Annotated in this window: 16 protein-coding genes; 11 read left to right on the plus strand and 5 right to left on the minus strand. The window is 74.0% G+C overall.

Annotated elements, in window-relative coordinates:
• Positions 1-48: 48 nt before the first annotated feature.
• The 4 genes from OOK41_RS07890 to OOK41_RS07905 all read right to left on the minus strand — a co-directional run bounded on the left by OOK41_RS07890 (position 49) and on the right by OOK41_RS07905 (position 6665).
• Complete coding sequence (locus OOK41_RS07890; RefSeq protein ID WP_266263611.1) at positions 49-3795, minus strand: multifunctional oxoglutarate decarboxylase/oxoglutarate dehydrogenase thiamine pyrophosphate-binding subunit/dihydrolipoyllysine-residue succinyltransferase subunit; 3747 nt, start codon at positions 3793-3795, stop codon at positions 49-51.
• Between the two features lie 268 nt (positions 3796-4063).
• The gene (locus tag OOK41_RS07895; protein WP_266263613.1) at positions 4064-4888 is read right to left on the minus strand and encodes an ABC transporter permease; all 825 of its coding nucleotides are present in this window, start codon (positions 4886-4888) and stop codon (positions 4064-4066) included.
• Positions 4885-5823 carry an ATP-binding cassette domain-containing protein gene (locus OOK41_RS07900; protein ID WP_117665397.1) on the minus strand — a complete coding sequence of 313 codons (939 nt, stop codon included), beginning with the start codon at positions 5821-5823 and terminating at the stop codon, positions 4885-4887. Before OOK41_RS07900 ends, OOK41_RS07895 begins: the two co-directional genes overlap by 4 nt.
• A gap of 185 nt (positions 5824-6008) precedes the next feature.
• Positions 6009-6665: a hypothetical protein gene (locus OOK41_RS07905; protein ID WP_266267751.1), complete on the minus strand. Its 657-nt coding sequence runs from the start codon at positions 6663-6665 to the stop codon at positions 6009-6011.
• A gap of 140 nt (positions 6666-6805) precedes the next feature.
• Here OOK41_RS07905 and OOK41_RS07910 point away from each other — a divergent pair, with 140 nt between their 5' ends.
• From OOK41_RS07910 to OOK41_RS07950, 9 genes are all read left to right on the plus strand, one after another.
• Entirely contained in the window at positions 6806-7630 is an 825-nt protein-coding gene (locus tag OOK41_RS07910) for a GNAT family N-acetyltransferase (RefSeq protein WP_266263617.1), read from the plus strand.
• The gene (locus OOK41_RS07915; RefSeq protein WP_266263619.1) at positions 7627-8631 is read left to right on the plus strand and encodes a 1-acyl-sn-glycerol-3-phosphate acyltransferase; all 1005 of its coding nucleotides are present in this window, start codon (positions 7627-7629) and stop codon (positions 8629-8631) included. Before OOK41_RS07910 ends, OOK41_RS07915 begins: the two co-directional genes overlap by 4 nt.
• A gap of 100 nt (positions 8632-8731) precedes the next feature.
• Positions 8732-9559 carry a DUF4097 family beta strand repeat-containing protein gene (locus tag OOK41_RS07920; RefSeq protein WP_266263621.1) on the plus strand — a complete coding sequence of 276 codons (828 nt, stop codon included), beginning with the start codon at positions 8732-8734 and terminating at the stop codon, positions 9557-9559.
• A complete protein-coding gene (locus OOK41_RS07925; protein ID WP_266263623.1) occupies positions 9556-10167 on the plus strand; it encodes a PadR family transcriptional regulator in 612 nt (203 codons plus the stop codon). The genes OOK41_RS07920 and OOK41_RS07925 overlap by 4 nt, the downstream gene beginning before the upstream one ends.
• A 78-nt stretch (positions 10168-10245) precedes the next feature.
• On the plus strand, positions 10246-10947 hold the full coding sequence (locus OOK41_RS07930; protein WP_117665530.1) for a response regulator transcription factor: 702 nt from the start codon (positions 10246-10248) through the stop codon (positions 10945-10947).
• Positions 10944-12497 (plus strand): ATP-binding protein, encoded by a 1554-nt coding sequence (locus OOK41_RS07935; protein ID WP_266263625.1) that lies wholly within the window; start codon positions 10944-10946, stop codon positions 12495-12497. Before OOK41_RS07930 ends, OOK41_RS07935 begins: the two co-directional genes overlap by 4 nt.
• Positions 12498-12559: 62 nt before the next feature.
• Complete coding sequence (locus tag OOK41_RS07940) at positions 12560-14107, plus strand: S1C family serine protease (protein WP_266263627.1); 1548 nt, start codon at positions 12560-12562, stop codon at positions 14105-14107.
• A gap of 217 nt (positions 14108-14324) precedes the next feature.
• Entirely contained in the window at positions 14325-14993 is a 669-nt protein-coding gene (locus OOK41_RS07945) for a BON domain-containing protein (RefSeq protein ID WP_266263629.1), read from the plus strand.
• 191 nt (positions 14994-15184) lie between these two features.
• The gene (locus OOK41_RS07950) at positions 15185-16243 is read left to right on the plus strand and encodes a glycosyltransferase family 4 protein (RefSeq protein ID WP_266267752.1); all 1059 of its coding nucleotides are present in this window, start codon (positions 15185-15187) and stop codon (positions 16241-16243) included.
• Positions 16244-16258: 15 nt separating this feature from the next.
• Here OOK41_RS07950 and OOK41_RS07955 read toward each other — a convergent pair whose 3' ends face one another.
• The gene (locus OOK41_RS07955) at positions 16259-17797 is read right to left on the minus strand and encodes a serine/threonine-protein kinase (RefSeq protein ID WP_266263630.1); all 1539 of its coding nucleotides are present in this window, start codon (positions 17795-17797) and stop codon (positions 16259-16261) included.
• 154 nt (positions 17798-17951) lie between these two features.
• Between OOK41_RS07955 and OOK41_RS07960 the strand changes: the two genes are divergently transcribed.
• Together OOK41_RS07960 and OOK41_RS07965 are read left to right on the plus strand one after the other, a co-directional pair.
• Positions 17952-18785 carry a patatin-like phospholipase family protein gene (locus OOK41_RS07960; protein ID WP_117665534.1) on the plus strand — a complete coding sequence of 278 codons (834 nt, stop codon included), beginning with the start codon at positions 17952-17954 and terminating at the stop codon, positions 18783-18785.
• Positions 18785-19807 carry a 1-acyl-sn-glycerol-3-phosphate acyltransferase gene (locus tag OOK41_RS07965; RefSeq protein WP_266263632.1) on the plus strand — a complete coding sequence of 341 codons (1023 nt, stop codon included), beginning with the start codon at positions 18785-18787 and terminating at the stop codon, positions 19805-19807. Before OOK41_RS07960 ends, OOK41_RS07965 begins: the two co-directional genes overlap by 1 nt.
• Positions 19808-19811: the final 4 nt, after the last annotated feature.

Consider the following 19811-nt stretch of genomic DNA (forward strand, 5'->3'; position numbering starts at 1 on the left):
CCCGTCGTGGCGACGGTCGCTGCCCCGCTGCGCGGCGGTGCGGTCAGGTCACGGGCGGGGCAGGGCCGCCTCGATCAGCGCGTTCTGCTCGACCTCGTGCATCTTGGCCGAGCCGACCGCCGGCGCGGCGGCGGCCGGGCGGGAGATGCGGCGCAGCCGGACCTCGCTGAGGTGTTCCAGCAGGTTGAGCGCGACGAAGCTCCACGCGCCCTGGTTGGCCGGCTCCTCCTGCACCCAGGCGTAGTCCTCGGCGTTCGGGTACTGCGCCAGGGCGGCCCGGATCTCCTCGACGGGCAGCGGGTAGAGCTGCTCCATCCGGATGATCGCGGTGTCGGTGACGCCCCGGTCCGCCCGGGCCTGGAACAGGTCGTAGTAGACCTTGCCCGAGCAGAGCAGCACCCGCTTCACCTGCTCCGGCGCTCCGGCGGCGGTGTCGCGCAGCACCGGGGCGAAGGTGCCGGTGGTGAAGTCCTCGACCGGGGACACGCAGAGCTTGTGCCGCAGCAGCGACTTCGGCGTGAACACCACCAGTGGCTTGCGCTTGGGCGACAGGGCCTGGCGGCGCAGCAGGTGGAAGTAGTTAGCCGGGGTGGTCGGGATGGCCACCCGCATGTTGTCCTCGGCGCAGAGCTGGAGGAACCGCTCCGGGCGGCCGGAGGTGTGGTCCGGGCCCTGGCCCTCGTGGCCGTGCGGCAGCAGCAGGGTGACCGCGGAGCGCTGGCCCCACTTCACCTCGCCCGAGGAGATGAACTCGTCGATCACCGACTGGGCGCCGTTGACGAAGTCGCCGAACTGGGCCTCCCAGCAGACCAGCGCGTTGACGTTCTCCACCGAGTAGCCGTACTCGAAGCCCATCGCCGCGTACTCGCTGAGCAGCGAGTCGTGGACGAAGAACCGGGACCGCTCGCCGTCGGCGGTGAGCGACTGCAACGGCAGGTGGTCGGCGCCGGTCCTGGCGTCCACCACCGACGCGTGCCGCTGCACGAACGTGCCACGGCGCGAGTCCTGCCCGGCGAGCCGGACGGTGACCCCGTCGTGCAGCAGCGCGCCGAAGGCGATGATCTCGCCGAAGCCCCAGTCGATGTTGCCCTCGACGGACATCTTGGCCCGCCGGTCGAGGAGCTGCTGGATCCGCTTGTGCGGGGTGAAGCCCTCCGGCAGGTTGACGTGGGCGTCGCCGACCGCCTTGACCACGTCGACGCTGGTCGCGGTCTCCACCTGCGGCTCCGGCTCGTCCTCGCGGCGCTGCCGGGCCGGCTGCTTCGGCGCCGAGGCGGCGTCCCGGGTGGCCTTGAAGACCCGCTCCAGCTGCGACTGGTAGTCGCGCAGCAGCTCCTCCGCGTCCTCCACGGTGATGTCGCCCCGGCCGATCAGCTCCTCGGTGTACAGCTTCCGGACCGACCGCTTCGAGTCGATGATCTTGTACATCTGCGGGTTGGACATCGACGGGTCGTCGCCCTCGTTGTGCCCGCGCCGGCGGTAGCAGACCATGTCGATCACGACGTCCTTGTTGAACGCCTGCCGGTACTCGAACGCCAGCCGGGCGACCCGGACCACGGCCTCGGGGTCGTCGCCGTTGACGTGCAGGATCGGCGCCTCGATCATCCGGGCCACGTCGGTGCTGTAGAGGCTGGACCGGGAGTGTTCCGGTGCGGTGGTGAAGCCGACCTGGTTGTTGACCACCACGTGCACCGTGCCGCCGGTGCGGTAACCCCGTAGCTGCGACAGGTTGAGCGTCTCGGCGACCACGCCCTGGCCGGCGAAGGCGGCGTCACCGTGCACCGCCAGCGGCAGCACCGTGTACCCCTCCAGCTTGAGGTCGATCCGGTCCTGCTTGGCCCGGACGATGCCCTCCAGCACCGGGTCGACGGCCTCCAGGTGCGACGGGTTCGCCACCACCGACACCTTGACGGCGTGCTCGCCGTCCGGGGTGGTGAACTTGCCGTTCTGGCCGAGGTGGTACTTCACGTCGCCCGAGCCCTGGGTGGAGCGCGGGTCGAGGTGCCCCTCGAACTCCGAGAAGATCTTCTCGTACGGCTTGCCGACGATGTTGGCCAGCACGTTGAGCCGGCCGCGGTGGGCCATGCCGATGACGACCTCGTCGAGCCCCGCCTCGGCGGAGGACTCCAGCACCTCGCCGAGCAGCGGGATCAGCGACTCGCCGCCCTCCAGCGAGAAGCGCTTCTGGCCGACGTACTTCGTCTGTAGGAAGGTCTCGAACGCCTCGGCGGCGTTGAGCCGGTTGAGCACGTGCTTCTGCTCGTCGGTGCTGGGCTTCTCGTACTTGCGCTCGACCCGCTCCTGGAGCCAGCGCCGCTCCTCCGGATCCTGGATGTGCATGTACTCCACGCCGACCCGGCGGCAGTACGAGTCGCGCAGCACGCCGAGGATGCTCCGCAGCTTCATCCGCTGCTTGCCGGCGAAGCCGTTGACCGGGAAGACCCGGTCGAGGTCCCACAGGGTCAGCCCGTGCTGGAGCACGTCCAGGTCCGGGTGCTTGCGGATCTTGAATTCCAGCGGGTCGGTGTCGGCCATCAGGTGGCCGCGCACCCGGTACGCGTGGATCAGCTCGTGCACCCGCGCGGTCTTGTTGATCTGGCCCTCGGAGTCGACCGCGACGTCCCGCATCCAGCGCACCGGCTCGTACGGGATGCGCAGCGAGGTGAAGACCTGGTCGTAGAAGCCGTGCTCGCCGAGCAGCAGCTCGTGCATGACCTTGAGGAACTCGCCGGACTGCGCGCCCTGGATGATCCGGTGGTCGTACGTGCTGGTCAGCGTGATGATCTTGCTGACCGCCAGCTCGGCCAGGGTGGCCTCGCTCATCCCCTGGTACGGCGCGGGGTACTCCATCGCGCCGACGCCGATGATGGCGCTCTGCCCCGTCATCAGGCGCGGGATCGAGTGCACCGTGCCGATGCCGCCCGGGTTGGTCAGCGAGATCGTGGTGCCGGAGTAGTCCTCCATGGTCAGCTCGTTGCGGCGGGCGCGCCGGACCACGTCCTCGTACGCCTGCCAGAACTGCCGGAAGTCCATCCGCTCGCAGCCCTTGATGGACGGGACCACCAGGTTGCGGGTGCCGTCGGGCTTGGCCAGGTCGATCGCGATGCCCAGGTTGACGTGCTCGGGGCGGACCATCGCCGGCTTGCCGTCGACCTCGGCGAAGGAGTTGTTCATCTCCGGGTGCTCGACCAGCGCCCGGACCATCGCGTACCCGATCAGGTGGGTGAAGCTGACCTTGCCACCGCGCCCCCGGGTGAGGTGGTTGTTGATCACGATGCGGTTGTCCACCAGCAGCTTGGCCGGGACGGCCCGCACGCTCGTCGCGGTCGGCACGCTCAGCGAGGCGTCCATGTTCTGGACGATCTTCGCGGCGACGCCGCGCAGCGGGGTGGTCTGCGGGCCCGAGACGGCCGGCTTCGCCGGGGCGGGCTTGGCGGCCGGGGCGGGCTTCGCGGGCGCGGCCTTCGCCGGGGTGGGCTGCGCGGCCGGCGTCGCCTTCGGCTCGGCGGCCCTCGGGGCGGCCGGCTCGGCCTTCGCGGCGGGCTGGGCGACGGTGGCGGCGGCCTCCTGCTGCCCGGCGGGCTCCGGTGCGGCGGCAGCCGCCCGGGCGGCCTGGCCGTCGGGACGCGGCGCGGCGGCGCCGGGCGCCGGCCGGTAGTCGGCGAAGAAGTCGTGCCAGGCCGAATCGACGCTGCTTGGGTCGGCGAGGTAGCGCTGGTACATCTCCTCGACGATCCACTCGTTCGGGCCGAAACCCGCCAGTGGGTTCTCCTGCGAAGTCTGCTGGGTCGACACGGCCGGTAATCGCCTCTTTCACGCGGGTTTGTGTGTCACGCGGTGTCCGCCGTCCCCCCGCTGTGCGGGTGGACGGGAGACGGCTCCCAGGCTACGCCGTAGGAATACGCTAAGCATTTCCGCCTCCGGCGCGTGGTCCGTTTCACAGAAGATGCCAGAAGTTCGGTCAGTCCGGCGTGTCCTGTTGACCGTGGGCCGGAAACGGGCCCGGCCCCGGGGCGTGATCACGCGATCACGCCCCGGGGCCGGGTTCCGTCGTCCGTGGGCGTCAGGAGATGTCCCGCCGCCGCATGGTGAGGGCGCCGATCAGGCCGGCCACCACGGCGTACCCGATCAGCACCGCCGCGCCCGCCCAGCGGGGCGGGTTGCCCGGGATCTCGGTCCCGCTGACCATCAGCGACGACGCCAGCGAGGGCACCACCACCTGGAGCTTGTTGATCCACTCCCCGTACCGGGAGGCCAGGATGCTCAGCACGGCGACGGCCCCGATCGAGCCGCCCAGGTAGAGCAGGATGCCGGTCACCGTCGCGCCGATCTGGCTGCGGATCAGCACCCCGATGCCGACCCCCAGCACCGACCAGAGCAGGTACGCCACCGCGTTGAGCCCGAGCGCCCGCCAGACCGCGTCGTTGCCGAGCTGGGCGCCGACGTCCACGCTGTTCAGGATCAGCGCGCCGAACACCAGGTTGAGCACGGTGGTGACCAGCCAGAACAGCATCGCGAGCACGGCCGCGGCGACCAGCTTGGCCACCATCACCGCCGTGCGGTGCGGCACCGTGAGGAACGTGGTGGTCACCGTCTGGTGGAAGAACTCGCTGGTCACCACGATGATGCCGAGCAGCATCACGATGAGCAGCCCGAAGAACTGGCCGTTGGTGTAGACGTTGGCGGCCAGGTTGTCCACGGCCTGCACGGCCTGGATCTGCTCGGCCTGCTCGGGCGGCACGTCGCCGAAGTTGCCGCTGGCCAGCGCGTCGGTCTGCAACCAGTTGATCAGCAGGGTGAGGGCCCACAGCGGCAGCGAGATGAGCCCGAAGATCCACCAGGTGCTGGTGGTGCGGATCTTGAGCAGCTCGGATCGGACGAGGTTCATCGGATGCCCGCCTTTCCGGCCGTCAGCTCCAGGAAGACCCGTTCCAGGTCGGGTCGCTCCGGGGTCAGTTCGTGCAGTTCCACCTTCGCGGCCAGGGCGGCCTTGCCGATGGCCGGGGCGTCCACCCCGCCGACCAGGAGCACGCCGTGCTCGTCGGTCTCCACCGTCGCGGACTGCTCGCGCAGCACCGCGACCAACTCCTCGGGCTGCGGGGTGCGCACCCGCACCCGGCCGCCCTGCGCCATCGAGCCGAGCACCTGCTCGACCGGCCCCTGCCGAATCAGCTTGCCGGCCGCGATGATCACCACGTCGTCGGCGAGCAACTGCATCTCCGACAGCAGGTGGCTGGAGACCAGCACGGTACGGCCCTCGTGGGCCAGGCCCTTGAGGAAGCCGCGCATCCACCGGATGCCCTCCGGGTCGAGCCCGTTCGCCGGCTCGTCGAGGATCAGCACCCGGGGGTCGCCGAGCATCGCGGCGGCGATGCCCAGCCGCTGCTTCATGCCCAGCGAGTAGCCCTTGAACTTGCGCTTCGCCGCCGGGGTCAGCCCGACCAGGGCCAGCGCCTCGTCGGCCCGCTGCTTCGGCAGCCCGGCCGCCGCGCAGATCACCCGCAGGTGGTTGATCCCGGTACGGCCCTTGTGCGCGCTGGACGCCTCCAGCACCGCGCCGACGTGGCGCAGCGGGTCGGCCAGGTCGGCGTACCGGCGGCCGCCGATGGTCGCGCTGCCGCCACTCTGGGTGACCAGGTTCAGCAGCATGCGCAGCGTCGTGGTCTTGCCGGCGCCGTTCGGGCCGAGGAAGCCGGTCACCCGCCCCGGTTCGACCGTGAACGACAGATTGTCGACCGCCCGGACGTTCTTGTACTGCTTCGTCAGGCCGGACACCACGATCTGACCGCTGCCGGTGGTGGGGCTTCGCTGCCCGTCAGACATTGCTCTCCTCCCGTGCGTGGCGCGTGAACGCGCCGACGTGTGCGGCGCCGTTGCGAATGCGCCGTCGCACAGCGTGGCAAGCCGGCGCAACCAGGTCAATCAGGCGCGACACCTACACCCGTCTCCGTCTCAGGCAGGAGAGGGTCCTCCCCAGGGACGAGATCGCCCGTCCCGCCCCCGCCGGGTCACGCCCCGGCCAGCGCGATCCAGGTGGCCCGGGCGCGGCCCAGCAGCCGGCCGTCGGGGCCGTACAGGGCGGTGCGGACCAGCGCCTTGCGCCCGCCGGTGTCGTCCGCCACGCCGGTGACCACGCACTCGTCGCCGGGGTCCGGCAGCGCGTCCAGCACGGCGGCGATCCGGCCGAGCACGTACGGGCGGCCGGGGCCGAGCACCGTCCAGCCGCCGGGGCAGTCCAGCGCCGCCCAGACCGTCGCGGGGGTGACCTCCACCGGCGCGGTGAACGGCGCGGCCGTCCGCCCGTCCGGCAGCCGGCCGGGGAAGATCCGCAGGCCGTCGGCCCGGTCCGGCCCGCAGACGTAGCAGCCGGGGAAGGGATGCTCTCCCAGCCCCGGGTACGCCGCCGCGGCGGCCCGCGCCGTGCCGAGGTCGACCGGCGGCACCGCCTCCGGCGCGTCCCCGGCCGGCCGCAGCTCGGCGACCAGCCGACCCTCGGGGTCGCGGACCTGCCCGCCGGACACGGTCAGCGGGGTCTCCAGCGGCGGTGGCTGCCGCAGCGTCACCTCGACCGGCCCGTCGTGCCCGTCGGCGGCGGCGAGGGTGCCGGCGGTCCAGCCCCCGTTGCCGGTGCCGGGCGGACCGTTGAACCGGGCCGGGATGATCACTGCCATGGACGGGTCCTCCTGACGTCCGCGCTGTCGTGGACCACCCTCTCATCCCGATCGGGGCCGACCGTCCGGCGGCGTTCACCGGATCGACACCGGTCGTCCCCGCTGGTGGCACCCGGGGCACCTACACAGTGCTCATGGCCGTTCTGCCCGCCGCTGGCGTACCTCTGACGACCAGCGGATACTCCGTGCTGATCGCCGACGACCCGATCCAGGTCGCGGCTGCGCAACGCCTGCGCCACGAGGTCTTCGCCACCGAGCTCGGGGCCGCCCTGCGCCCCGACCCGGCCGGCCTCGACACCGACGAGTTCGACGCCCACTGCGACCACCTGATCGTCCGCGAGGAACGCACCGGGGCGGTGGTCGGGACGTACCGGCTGCTGCCGCCGGGGCGGACCACCCGCCGGTACGCGGACACCGAGTTCGACCTGACCGCGCTCGACCCGCTCCGGGACGTCCTGGTGGAGGCCGGCCGGTCCTGCGTCCACCCCGACCACCGCTCCGGCGCGGTGATCAACCTGATGTGGGCCGGCATCACCCGCTACCTGCACCTGCGCGGGTCGAGCTGGCTGGGCGGCTGCGCCTCGGTCCCGGTGGACGACGGCGGGCTGCTCGCCGCCGGGGTCTGGGACCAGGTCCGGGCCAGGCACCTGGCCCCGCCGCCGCTGCGGGTCAGGCCGCTGCGGCCCTGGTTCGCCGAGCCGCCGGCCGCCGCCCCGCCCACCGTCGGCGCGGGTGCTCCGCTCAACGTCGGCGCGGGCGCCCCGGCCGCCGGGGCCGCGGCGGCCGGCCGGACCGCCCTCCCGCCGCTGCTGCGCGGCTACCTGCGGTTGGGCGCGTGGGTGGCCGGCGAGCCGGCGTACGACCCGGACTTCCGGGTGGCCGACTTCTACGTGCTGTTCTCGCTGGACCGGATGAACCCCCGCTACCTGCGGCACTTCCTCGGCGGGGGCGAGCGGTGAGCGCCCGCCACGGCCTCTGGCGGCCGGCCTCCGACTGCGGGCCGGACTGCCTGCCCGGGCCCGGGGAGATCCCCGCCGTGCCGGTCGCCCGGCGGCTGGGCCGGCTGGTCGCCGTGCTCGCGATGCTGGTGGCCGGCGTCGGGCTGGCCGCGCTGCTGCCGGTGCTCCCGGCCCGGGAGCGGCGGGCCGCGCTGCGCGGCTGGGCCCGGGGCACGGTCCGGGCGTTCGGCGTCCGGCTGGTGGTCCGGGGCCGGTTGCCCCGGCGGCGGGCGCTGGTGGTGGCCAACCACGGCTCGTGGCTGGACGTGCTCGCGCTGCTGGCCGTGGCGCCGGCCCGGATGGTGGCCAAGCGCGAGGTGCGCGGCTGGCCGCTGGTCGGGCCGCTGGCCGCCGCCGCGGGCACGGTGTTCGTGGACCGGGCGCGGCCCCGGGCGCTGCCGGGCACGGTGCGCCGGGTGGCCGCAGCGCTGCGGGCCGGCCACCCGGTCGCCGCCTTCCCGGAGGGCACGACCTGGTGCGGCGCGGCGATCGGGTGCCGCCCGGGCGGCGGGTTCCGGCCGGCGGTGTTCCAGGCGGCGATCGACGCCGGTGCGCCGGTCGTCCCGGTCCGGATCGGCTACCGGTTGAGCGCCGGCACCTCGGTCCGCGCCGGCACCTCGGTCCGCGCCGGCACCTCGGTCCGCGCCGGCACCGGCGTGACGGCCGGGAGCGGGGCGGGTCCCGGCGGTGGGTCGCCGACGACCGTCGCCGCGTTCCTCGGCGAGGAGACCCTCGGCCGGTCGGTCTGGCGGGTGCTGGCGGCCCGCGACCTGACGGTGGCGGTGACGGTCGCCGCCGCGCTGCACCCCGGGCGGGCGGCGGACCGGCGGCAGCTCGCCCGGGTCGCCGAGTCGGCCGTGCACCTGGTGCCGGCCCGGGTCCCCGCGCCGGTCGAGCCGCTGCCGACCGGGCGGGGCAGCCGGGCCGCCGACGCGGCGCGGGAGGTCGGCCTGGCCGCCTGACGCCTCCCCGACACGCGACAGTCTTGTTCAGTCGCGATGTATCGCGTTACTCTCTCCGCATGGACGCGCCGCCCCGACGCGTCCGGGCGGGGAGGTAGCCATGGCCAGTTGGACCGTCGACGGCCCGCAGCAGCTCACCCTGGACGGGCCGGTCACCTCGCTGGAGGTCCACCTGGTCTCCGGGCGGCTCAACGTGGTCGGCGCGGACGGGCCGGCCCGGGTGGACGTCACCCGGATCGGCCGTCGGTCGCTGATCGTCGAGCACCGGGACGGGGTGCTGACCGTCCGGCACGAACGGCACCCGAGGATGCCCGGGATGCTCTGGTGGCTCGGTCAGTTCGGCCGGCGCTTCCGGGCCGACGTCTCGATCGCCGTCCCCGCCGACGTGCCGGCCGACCTGACCCTGGTCGACGGGGCGCTGGTCGCCTCGGGCCTGTGCCGGCAGACCCGGGCCGACGTCACGTCGGGGCAGATCATCCTGATGGGTGTCCGGGGCCGGACCTCAGCGAAGATCGTTTCCGGGCCCGTGGAGGCGCTGGGGGTCGCCGGCGACCTGAGCCTGGAGACCGTCTCCGGCGAGGTGGTGCTCGCCGACAGCGCCGCAGGCACGGTCCGCGCGCACACCGTCTCCGGCGAGATCACCTGCGACCTGGACAACCCGCGCGACGGCGAGATCCAGCTCAGCACCATCTCCGGCGCCATCACCGTCCGGGTCCGCCGGGACAGCGACCTCGCCGTCCACCTGCACACCACCGCCGGCCGGATCACCAGCGGGTTCCCCGAGGTGCGTGACCGGTCCGGGCTGGGCGGCATGCGGGACAGCGAGGGGGTCATCGGCACGGGCGCGGGTAAGCTCTGGGCGTCCGCGACCTCCGGCAGCATCGCGTTGCTCGCCCGCCCGGTCGACGACGAGGAGGAGCTGCCGTGACCGCCGTGTTCAGCCACGGGCGGCTGCGGCTCTACCTGCTCAAGCTCCTCGACGACAGCCCCAAGCACGGGTACGAGCTGATCCGCCTGCTGGAGGACCGCTTCCTCGGCCTGTACGCGCCCAGCGCCGGCACCATCTACCCCCGGCTCCAGCGGCTGGAGGTCGAAGGGCTGGTGACCCACACCGCAGCCGGTGGGCGCAAGGTCTACGAGATCACCGAGCCGGGCCGGGCCGAGCTGCGCCAGCGGGCCGGCGAACTGGCCACCCTGGAGTCCGACATCAGCGCCTCCGTGGCGGACCTCTCCGCCCTGGCCGGCGAGATCCGCTCCGAGGTGCGTGGCTCGGTCCAGGACCTCAAGCGGGAGCTGCGCGAGGCCACCCGGCAGACCCGGCGTACCAGGTGGGAGCCGCCGTCCCGGGGCCCGGCGCGGCCGGCCGCCCCGGCGGGGGAGACGCCCCTGCTGGCCGAGTTCGACCAGCGGCTGGCCGCGTTCACCGTCGAGGTCGGCGGCCTGGTCCGCGCCGGCCGGCTCAGCGACGCCCAGCTCCGCACGGCGATCCGGGTGCTCGACGGCGCCCTCGACGGGCTGCGCCACCTGCTGCGCTGACCGGCCCGGGCGGCGCTCTCAGGGTTTTTCCAGCAACCGCCCAGCGCGGGCGCAGCGACGTCACGGATGATGGTCGGCATGGCCGCTACCCAGACCGAGGCGCGACTGCTCGTCGTCGAGGACGACCCCAACATCCTCGAACTGCTCTCCGCGAGCCTCCGCTTCGCCGGCTTCGACGTGGCCACCGCGACCAGCGGGAGCGCCGCGCTGAGCGCCGCCAAGGACCACCGCCCCGACCTGGTGGTCCTCGACGTGATGCTGCCCGACCTCGACGGTTTCGAGGTCATCCGGATGCTCCGCGAGGGCGGAACGCGTACCCCGGTGGTCTTCCTGACCGCCCGGGACGCCACCGACGACAAGATCCGCGGGCTGACCCTGGGCGGCGACGACTACGTCACCAAGCCGTTCAGCCTGGAGGAGCTGACCGCCCGGATCCGGGCCGTGCTGCGCCGGACGGCCAGCGGCGAGCAGGCCCCGTCCCGGCTCACCTTCGCCGACCTGGAGCTGGACGAGGAGACCCACGAGGTGCACCGGTCCGGGCAGCGGGTGCAACTCTCGCCGACCGAGTTCAAGCTGCTGCGGTACCTGATGTTGAACGCCAACCGGGTGCTGTCCAAGGCACAGATCCTCGACCACGTGTGGAACTACGACTTCCGGGGCGACGACAACATCGTCGAGTCGTACATCTCCTACCTGCGGCGCAAGGTCGACAACACCCAGCCCCGCCTGATCCACACCCTGCGCGGCGTGGGGTACGTACTGCGCAAGCCGGCGGCGTGAGCGCCATCGCGGAGGCAAAGGGCAAGCTGCGTGGTGTGCCGCTGCGGATCAAGCTGGTCGCGGCGGTGCTGGCGTTGGTCGCCGCCGCGCTAGTGGTGATCAGCTCGCTGACCACGTACTTCCTGCGCAACTACCTGATCGGTCAGGTGGACGGCGAGTTGCAGTCGGCCAGTATCCAGGTCGGCGGGGTGCTTCCCGACCTCGAGGCCCGTCGGGTGCGGGCGGAGCTGCCCACCGACTACGTCGTCGCGCTCGCCGACGAGAACCGGGCCCAGATCATCGGGTACGACCGCAGCCTGCAAACGGGCGACCTGCCGGCGATCCCGACAGACCTGGCCGGCTTCCGCGCTCAGGAGGGCAAACCGTTCAATGTCCCCGCACAGGACGGGGGAGACCGCTGGCGGATGCTCTATCGGGAGTTGCCGGACGGTCGGGTGCTCGCCGTCGGGCAGCACCTGACCGACGTCGACCGGGCGGTGAAGCGGCTGGTCTGGATAGACCTTCTGGTCGGCGGGGCGGTGCTGATCCTGCTCGCCTCCATCGGGGCGGCGATCGTGCGGACCAGCCTCAAGCCGCTGCTGGACATCGAACGCACCGCCGGGGCCATCGCCGGTGGCGACCTGACCCGGCGGGTGCCCGACCCGGAGGAGGGGCAGCCCTTCCCCACGTCGGAGCTGGGGCGGCTGTCCCGGGCGCTGAACGCGATGCTGGCCCAGATCGAGGCCGCGTTCACCGCCCGCGCCGCCTCGGAGATCGCCGCCCGGTCGGCCGAGGCCGGCGCGCGGGACGCGGCCGCCGCCGCCCAGGCGTCCGAGGCGCGGGCCCGGCGCTCGGAGGAGCGGATGCGGCAGTTCGTCGCCGATGCCTCGCACGAGCTGCGTACGCCGCTGACCACCATCCGGGGCTTCGCCGAGCTGTACCGGCAGGGCGCCGCCCGGGCCCCCGAGGAGACCGCCGGCCTGTTGCGCCGGATCGAGGACGAGGCGTCCCGGATGGGGCTGCTGGTGGAGGACCTGCTGCTGCTCGCCCGGTTGGACCGGGAGCGCCCGCTCTCGCTCGCCCCGGTGGAGCTGCCGCTGCTGGCCGGCGACGCCGTGCAGGCCGCCCGGGTGGTGGCCCCGGACCGGCGGATCGAGCTGGAGATCGAACCCGGCTCCGGGCCGCTGGTGGTGCTCGGCGACGATGCCCGGCTGCGCCAGGTGATCGGCAACCTGATGACCAACGCGCTGACCCACACCCCGCCGGACGCCTCGGTGACCCTGCGGCTGCGTACCGAGCCGGGCAACCTGGCGGTGGTCGAGGTCGCCGATACCGGCCCCGGGCTCTCCCCGGAGCAGGCCGAGCGGGTCTTCGAGCGCTTCTACCGGGCCGACGCCGCCCGCACCCGCCGGGCCGGCGGGGCCACCGGGACCGGGCTGGGCCTGGCCATCGTGGCGGCGCTGGTGGCCGCCCACCACGGCGCCGTCGAGGTCGCCGAGACTCCCGGCGGGGGCGCGACCTTCCGGGTCCGGCTGCCGCTGCTGCCGGACATCGACGATCCGGGCGAGTGACTTTCAGGCAACTTCCAGGCTGGTTCCAGGCTGGTCGCAGTGGCAGGGGAGAGGGTGGACACATGACCGAGTACGAGACCGACCCGCAGCGGCGGCCGGCGCCCTCCGACGCCGAGCCGTCGCACCCCACCGCCGAGCTGTCCCGCGTCGCGCCCGGGCAGTCCGACTCCCCGGCCGTCGAGCCGCCCGCGCCGGCCGCGCCGACCGCCCCCACAACCCCCACGGCTGACGCGCCGACCGCACCCGTGGCCGCCCACGCTCCGGGCACCGGGCCCGGCCCAGCCGCCCCGGTCTCCGGCCAGCACCCGTACGGCGGTTACGCCCCGCCGGCCGGCACCCCGTCGGCCCCGGTCGCCGGGCAGCAGCAGCCGGCCGGGCAGTACCCGACGAGCCCCTGGCAGCCCGGGCAGCAGTCCGGCTGGGCCGCGGGGGGCCAGCACGGACCGGCGGCCCCCGGATACGCCCCGCACGCCGGGGGTCCCGCGTACCCGGGCGGCCCGGTGCCGCCGCAGTACCCCGGCCAGCAGGTCCCGCAGTGGGCGCAGGGCCCGGCCCCCAAGCCGAGCCGGATCGCCAAGCTGGCCGGCGCGGGCGTCGCGGTGTTCGCGCTGATGCTCGGCTCCGGTGTCGCCGGTGGCGCGCTCGCGCTCGCCGTGGACGGCGACTCGGGCGGGATCACCCGCACCTACTCCGCCGCGCCGGTGATCAACGGCGCCGACCTGCCCAAGATCGCCGCCGCCGTGCAGGACAGCGTGGTCTCGATCACCACCGGCAGCGGCGAGGGCTCCGGCGTCATCCTCAGCGCCGACGGCTACGTGCTCACCAACAACCACGTGGTGGCCTCCGCCGGCGGCGACACCGTGCGGGTGGTCTTCGCCAACGGCAAGTCCGCCGAGGCGAAGATCGTCGGCACCGACCCGAAGACCGACCTGGCCGTGGTGCAGGCCACCGGGGTCAGCGGCCTCAAGGCCGCCAAGTTCGGCGACAGCGACGGCATGCAGGTCGGCGACCAGGTGCTGGCCCTGGGCAGCCCGTTGGGCCTGCAGGGCTCGGTCACCTCGGGCATCATCAGCGCCCGGGACCGCACCATCCAGGCCGGCGAGAACCAGCAGCAGCAGGACCCACGTCAGGGGGCCAGCTCGATCTCCGGGCTGCTCCAGACCGACGCCCCGATCAACCCGGGCAACTCCGGCGGCGCGCTGGTCAACACCCGGGGTGAGGTGATCGGCATCAACACCGCCATCGCCACCTCCGGGCAGAGCACCGGCAACATCGGCGTCGGCTTCGCCATCCCGAGCAACAAGGCCAAGGACGTCGCCGGGAAGCTCCAGCGCGGCGAGAAGGTCAGCCACCCCTCGCTCGGGGTGAGCGTGAGCCCGGCCGAGGCCGGCGGTGCGGTGGTCGCGTCCGTCACCCCGGGCAGCGCGGCCGAGAAGGCCGGCCTCCAGCGGGGCGACGTGATCACCAAGTTCGGCGACACGGTGGTCAACGACTCCAACGACCTGGTGGGCGCCGTCCAGGCCGGCAAGGTCGGCGACCGGGTCGAGGTGCAGTACCAGCGAAATGGATCGGCGGCGACGGCAACCGTCACGCTCTCCGAGACGTCGTAACACCAACAGACCTACCTCCTCCGGGGCGGTGGGTGGCGGAGCCAAGGGGGTTGGCTTCGCCACCCGCCGCCTCCTCCCTGTTCCGGCCCGGGGCGGCGGGGCCGCCTGCCGGATCCTCGGCGGGTCGCCGCGCGTCCCTCACCCGATCCGGGTGAGCCGGTCTCACCCCCACACCGGGCACGGTGACCACGCGCCCGGTGGCGCGGGAGGGGGAACCATGGACACGGCGACGAGCACCCGGACCGACCCGGAGATCCACCACGACGTCCTCGCGGAGCTGGACTGGGACCCCCAGGTCCCGCCGACCGTGGTCGGGGTGGCCGTACTGCACGGCGTGGTCACCCTCACCGGCTCGGTGGACAGCTACGCCCACCGCTGGGCGGCCGTGCGGTGCGCCCAGCGGATCCGCGGCGTCCGCGCGGTCGCCGACGACATCGAGGTACGCCCGCCGGACGTTCCCGGGCAGACCGACACCGAACTGGCCCTCGCGGCCGGCCGGGCCCTGGAGTGGGACAGCTTCGTGCCGGCCGAACGGCTGGACGTGACCGCCGCCAACGGGTGGCTGGTCCTGCGGGGCGAGGTGGAGTTCGGCTGGCAGCGGCGCACCGCCGAACGGGAGCTGCGCCGGCTGCGGGGCGTGCGCGGGGTGACCAACCTCGTCGAGGTCCCCGCGCGGCGCCCGGCCGACGAACGCGCCCGGCACGAGGTGCAGCGGGCCGTGTCCCGGATCCTCGGCACCGAGCGGGTACGGGCCCGGGTGCACGGCGACACCGTGGTCCTCAGCGGCGTGGTCCGCTCCTGGTGGGAACGGGACGAGGCGGAACGGATCGCCTGGTCGACCCCGGGGGTGCGGGCCGTCGACGACCGGCTCGTGGTGGCCGGTTAGGGGCGCGCCTGCGGGGGATCGGCTGATGGGCCGGCCGTTGCCGGCCGCGTGGGGCCGCCGTGCGGTCGTTTGACCATCACCCCTGGCGGGAAAGCGCTGCCGATCACGCGCATTGGGACCAACGGGGAGGACTCGTGGCCGTGACCGACCTGCCGTCCGACCACTCGGGGGAGCGTCCGCTGAGGATCGCGATGGTGGTTCCGCCGTGGCTGTCCGTGCCGCCGCCCGGTTACGGCGGGTTGGAACAGGTGGTCGCCGGGCTGGTGGAGGCGCTGGTCGACCTGGGGCACGCGGTGACCGTCTTCGGGGCCGGCCCGGACCACGGGACCCGCGCCGGATACGTCCCCACCTGCGAGAACCTCCAGTACGACCGGCTCGGCGAGTCGCTGCCGGAGCTGGCCCACCTGGCCCAGGTCGACCGCCTCGTCGGGCCGGACCAGTTCGACCTCGTGCACGACCACACCACCATCGGGCCGCTGGTCGCCGGCCGCCGGGCGGTGCCCACCGTGGCCACCGTGCACGGCAACCCGGTGGGCGAGTACGGCACCGTGCTCGGCAACACCGACCACGGAGTCGGGCTGGTGGCCATCTCACACACCCAGCGCCGGCTGAACCCGGGGCTGCCGTGGGTCGGCACCGTGCACAACGCGCTCGACATCGCAGACGTGCCGCACAAGACCGTTTCGGGCCGTGGGCCGGTGCTCTGGCTGGCCCGGTTCAGCCCGGACAAAGGCCCGGACCTGGCGATCCGGGCCTGCCGGGCGGCGGGCCTGCCGCTGGTGCTCGCCGGCAAGTGCAACGAGCCCGCCGAGCGCCGGTACTACGAGCAGGTGGTCGAGCCGGCGCTCGCCGAGGACGTGACCGTGGTGCTCAACGCCGACCGGGACGACGCCCTGCGGATGCTCGTCGACGCCCGCTGCCTGATCATGCCGATCCAGTGGGAGGAGCCGTTCGGCATGGTGATCCTGGAGGCGATGGCGACCGGCACGCCGGTGGTGGCGCTGCGCCGGGGGGCCGTGCCGGAGCTGGTCCGCCCCGGCGTGACCGGCCTGGTCTGCGACCGCCCCGAGGACCTGCCGGACGCGCTGCGGCAGGCCGGCCGGCTGGACCCGGCGATGTGCGTGGCGCACGTGGCGGAGAGCTTCTCCACCTCCCGGATGGCCCTGGGCTACGAGGCGGTGTACCGGGACTTCCTCGGCGCCTCCGGGCACGCCTCGACCCGCCGGCCGGTCCCCGTCGCCGCCCGCTGACCGGACCCCGACGGGTCAGACCCGGGCCGCGCCGAGCTGCTGGAACGCCATGTCGAGCTGGCGGGCGTACGCGGGGGTGATGCTGCCCTCGCGCTGCCGATCGGCGACCTTGTCCCGGGCCCGCCGCACCGCGGCGGCCAGGTCGCCCCGGCCGCTCGCGGCGGTGGCGTGGCCGAGCAGGTTGCGCAGGTCCGTGCCGACGTCGATGCGGATCCCGCCGTCGGCCACCCCCGCCTCGATGAGCTGGTCGATCCGGTTGGCCGTCTCGGTCAGGCTGTCGCCGGACGGCGCCGGCGGCGTGCTCGTCGCCGCCGCCGAGGGGGCGGGCCGCGTCCGGCTGGGCGTCCCGGGCGTGGCGGTCGGGACGCTCGGGGACGGCTCCGGGGCGGGTGTCGACGCCGCCCCGGTCGGGGCGTTCGTCGGGGCCGCCCCGGGCGGCGGGTCCGCGTCCCGGGTCAGCGTCGGCAGGAGCAGCGCCAGCCCGGTGACCAGCACGACGCCCACCGCGATCACCGGCACCGGGGCCGGCCGGCGGCGACGATCGGGCCGGGCGCGCCGTCGCCCGCCCCCGGCCGGCGGCGAGTCCCGAGTGGACGCGACCGGTCCGGCGGCGTCCGGCGACCCGGCGGGCCCGGTGACCGGGGCGGGCGGCGGCTCGGGCGGGCCGACGATCGACGGCAGGGTCACGGTCGGGGCGAGCATGGTGGCGGCCTGCGGGTCGGCCGGCAGGAGTTGGTCGCGCAGCACGAGGGCGACCTGGTGCGCGGTCGGCCGGTCCCGCGGCTCGCGGGACAGGCACCGCAGGCAGGTACGGGCCACCTCGGACGGCAGCCCCGGCGCCTCCAGCGGGGGCGGGGCCCCGCCGGACTCCAGCGCCACGCCGAGCTGCTCCCAGGTGTCCGCCGGGTACGGCACCCGCCCGGTCAGCATCTCGTACAGCAGCACCCCGAGGGAGTAGATGTCGGTGGCGGGCTGCGTCGGTGCCCCGTCCAGCCGTTCCGGGGCGACGTACGCCGGGGTGCCGAAGGTGCCGCCGTCCTCGTCCTCGTCCGGCGCGCCGATGTGGGTGGCGATGCCGAAGTCCAGCACCTTGGCGCCGACCGGCGTCATCATCACGTTGGCCGGGGTGATGTCCCGGTGCACGATGCCGAGCCGGTGCGCCGCGGCCAGCGCCTCCGCCACCTGGGCACCGATCTCGATCGCGTCCGGCCAGGGCAACGGGCCCTCGGTCAGCCGGTACTCCAGCTCCTCCCCGGCGAGCAGTTCCATCACCACGAACGAGGTGATGCTGCCGTCCGGGGCGAGCGTCTCGCCGTAGTCGTGCACCGAAGTCACGTGCGGGTGGACGAGCTGGGCGGCGCTGCGCGCCTCCTCGCGGACCATGTCCCGGAACCGGGCGTCCGCCGCCAGCGAGGGGGCGAGCACCTTCAGCGCCACCGTGCGGTCCAGCACCTCGTCCCGGGCGCGCCAGATGACCGACATGCCGCCGGCGCCGATCTGGTCAACGAGCCGGTACCTGCGGGCCAGCAGCCTGCCGGCGTGCAGTGTTGCCATCGCGGAACGCACCTGCCTGGGGTCGGGGCGGTATCAGGTTGCGCGAATGTGTCCGGGGTGTCAACGGCCGTCCGGTTCCACCCGTCCGGCCCGTGGCCGGTGGCAGGTCGGGCGGCGGATGGCCGACGGGACGGGCCGTGCCAGGATGAACGGCATGGTCGGCGGTCCGGTGGCATTCGTGCTCGGCGGTGGGGGAGTTCTCGGCGCGGTCGAGGTGGGCATGCTGCGTGCCCTGTTCCGCGCCGACATCCGGCCCGACCTGGTGCTCGGCACCTCGATCGGCGCGGTGAACGGCGCGCTGGTCGCCGCCGACCCGACCGAGGCGGTCACCGACCGGCTGGTCCGGCTCTGGGCCTCGCCGGAGGCCAGCGAGGTGTACGGCGACTCGGTGGCCCGGCAGCTACGCCGCTTCGCCGCCCGTACCCACCTGCACTCGCCCCGGCCGCTGCGCCGGCTGCTGGAGGCGGAGTTGGGTGAGGAGACCACGTTCGCCGACCTGCGGGTGCCGTTCCGGTGCTGCGCGGCCAACATCGAGCGGGCCGCCGAGCACTGGTTCGACAGCGGGCCGCTGGTGCCCGCGGTGCTCGCCTCCGCCTCGGTGCCGGGGCTGCTGCCGCCCGCCGAGATCGGTGGGCAGCACTTCATCGACGGCGGGATCGTCAACTCCATCCCGATCGGCGAGGCGGTCGTCGCCGGGGCGCGGCGGATCTTCGTCCTCCAGGTGGGCCGGATCGAGCGGGAGCTGGCCCCGCCCCGGCGGCCCTGGGAGATCGCCCAGGTGGCGTTCGAGATCGCCCGCCGGCACCGGTTCGCCCGGGAGATGGCGGCGCTGCCCGAGGGGGTGGAGGTGCACGTGCTGCCGACCGGGGGGCCGGGCCCGCGTGAGGACAGCCCGTGGGCGTACCGGGACATGGCGGCGGTGGGGCGGCGGATCAGCCGCGCGTACACCGCCTCCCGCCGCTATCTGGCCACCCACCTGGAAGACTGATGCCGCTGCCACCCCGGTGGGTGCGCCGGTTGCTGCTGGCACCCGGCGTGGTGCTGCTCGCGGTGCTGGTCGTGACCAGCCTGCCGGTCTGGGCGTTCGCCGCGCTGGCGCTGTCCCCGCTGGTCCCGGGCCGGCTCCGGCCGCTGCGGCTGCTCTGGATCGGCTGCGTCTACCTGGTCTGGGACGCGGCGGCGCTGCTCGCCCTGTTCGCGCTCTGGCTGGCCTCCGGCTTCGGGGTGTGGAAGCGGACGCCGCCGATGCAGCGGGCGCACTACGTGCTCGCCGGGTGGTTCCTGCGGGCGCTCTTCTGGCAGGCCCGGTGGACGCTGCGGCTGAGCATCGACGTGGTCGGCACCGACCCGGACACGGCGCTGCCCGGCCGGCCCGAGCTGGTGCTCTGCCGGCACGCTGGGCCCGGCGACTCGTTCATCCTGATCCACGCGCTGGTGAACTGGTTCCACCGAGAGCCCCGGATCGTGCTCAAGGACAGCCTCCAGTGGGACCCGGCCATCGACGTGCTGCTCAACCGGCTGCCGTCCCGGTTCCTGGCCCCGGCCCGGAACCGGGACGGGTCGGTGGCCGAGCAGATCGGCCACCTCGCCACCGGGCTGGACGACGACGACGCTTTCGTGATCTTCCCGGAGGGGGGCAACTTCACGCCGCGCCGCCGGCTGCGGGCCATCGCCCGGCTGCGGTCCCTCGGGCTGGAGCGGATGGCGCTGCGCGCCGAGCGGATGCAGCACGTGCTCGCCCCGCAGCCCGGCGGGCTGCTCGCCGCCCTGGACGCCGCTCCGGACGCCGGGGTGATCTTCGTCGCGCACACCGGGCTGGACCGGATGATCACCGTCGCCGACGTCTGGCGGGAGCTGCCGATGGACAAGCGGATCGTGATGCGGTTCTGGTCCGTGCCGCCGGACGAGGTCCCCACCGGGAAGCAGGAGCGCATCGACTGGCTCTTCGACTGGTGGACGCGGATCGACGAATGGATCGCGGCGCACCACGAGGGGGCCGACGCCGCGTAGGGTG

The organism is Micromonospora sp. NBC_01655 (genome assembly GCF_026339755.1).
In the GTDB taxonomy this organism is placed as follows: Bacteria; Actinomycetota; Actinomycetes; order Mycobacteriales; family Micromonosporaceae; genus Micromonospora.

Bases quoted from the DNA above. Each gene is read 5' to 3' on its own strand.
- OOK41_RS07895 (WP_266263613.1), bottom strand. From the start codon at position 4,888: ATGAACCTCGTCCGATCCGAGCTGCTCAAGATCCGCACCACCAGCACC.
- OOK41_RS07900 (WP_117665397.1), bottom strand. From the start codon at position 5,823: ATGTCTGACGGGCAGCGAAGCCCCACCACCGGCAGCGGTCAGATCGTG.
- OOK41_RS07910 (WP_266263617.1), top strand. From the start codon at position 6,806: ATGGCCGTTCTGCCCGCCGCTGGCGTACCTCTGACGACCAGCGGATAC.
- OOK41_RS07920 (WP_266263621.1), top strand. From the start codon at position 8,732: ATGGCCAGTTGGACCGTCGACGGCCCGCAGCAGCTCACCCTGGACGGG.
- OOK41_RS07930 (WP_117665530.1), top strand. From the start codon at position 10,246: ATGGCCGCTACCCAGACCGAGGCGCGACTGCTCGTCGTCGAGGACGAC.
- OOK41_RS07940 (WP_266263627.1), top strand. From the start codon at position 12,560: ATGACCGAGTACGAGACCGACCCGCAGCGGCGGCCGGCGCCCTCCGAC.
- OOK41_RS07945 (WP_266263629.1), top strand. From the start codon at position 14,325: ATGGACACGGCGACGAGCACCCGGACCGACCCGGAGATCCACCACGAC.
- OOK41_RS07950 (WP_266267752.1), top strand. From the start codon at position 15,185: ATGGTGGTTCCGCCGTGGCTGTCCGTGCCGCCGCCCGGTTACGGCGGG.
- OOK41_RS07955 (WP_266263630.1), bottom strand. From the start codon at position 17,797: ATGGCAACACTGCACGCCGGCAGGCTGCTGGCCCGCAGGTACCGGCTC.
- OOK41_RS07960 (WP_117665534.1), top strand. From the start codon at position 17,952: ATGGTCGGCGGTCCGGTGGCATTCGTGCTCGGCGGTGGGGGAGTTCTC.
- OOK41_RS07965 (WP_266263632.1), top strand. From the start codon at position 18,785: ATGCCGCTGCCACCCCGGTGGGTGCGCCGGTTGCTGCTGGCACCCGGC.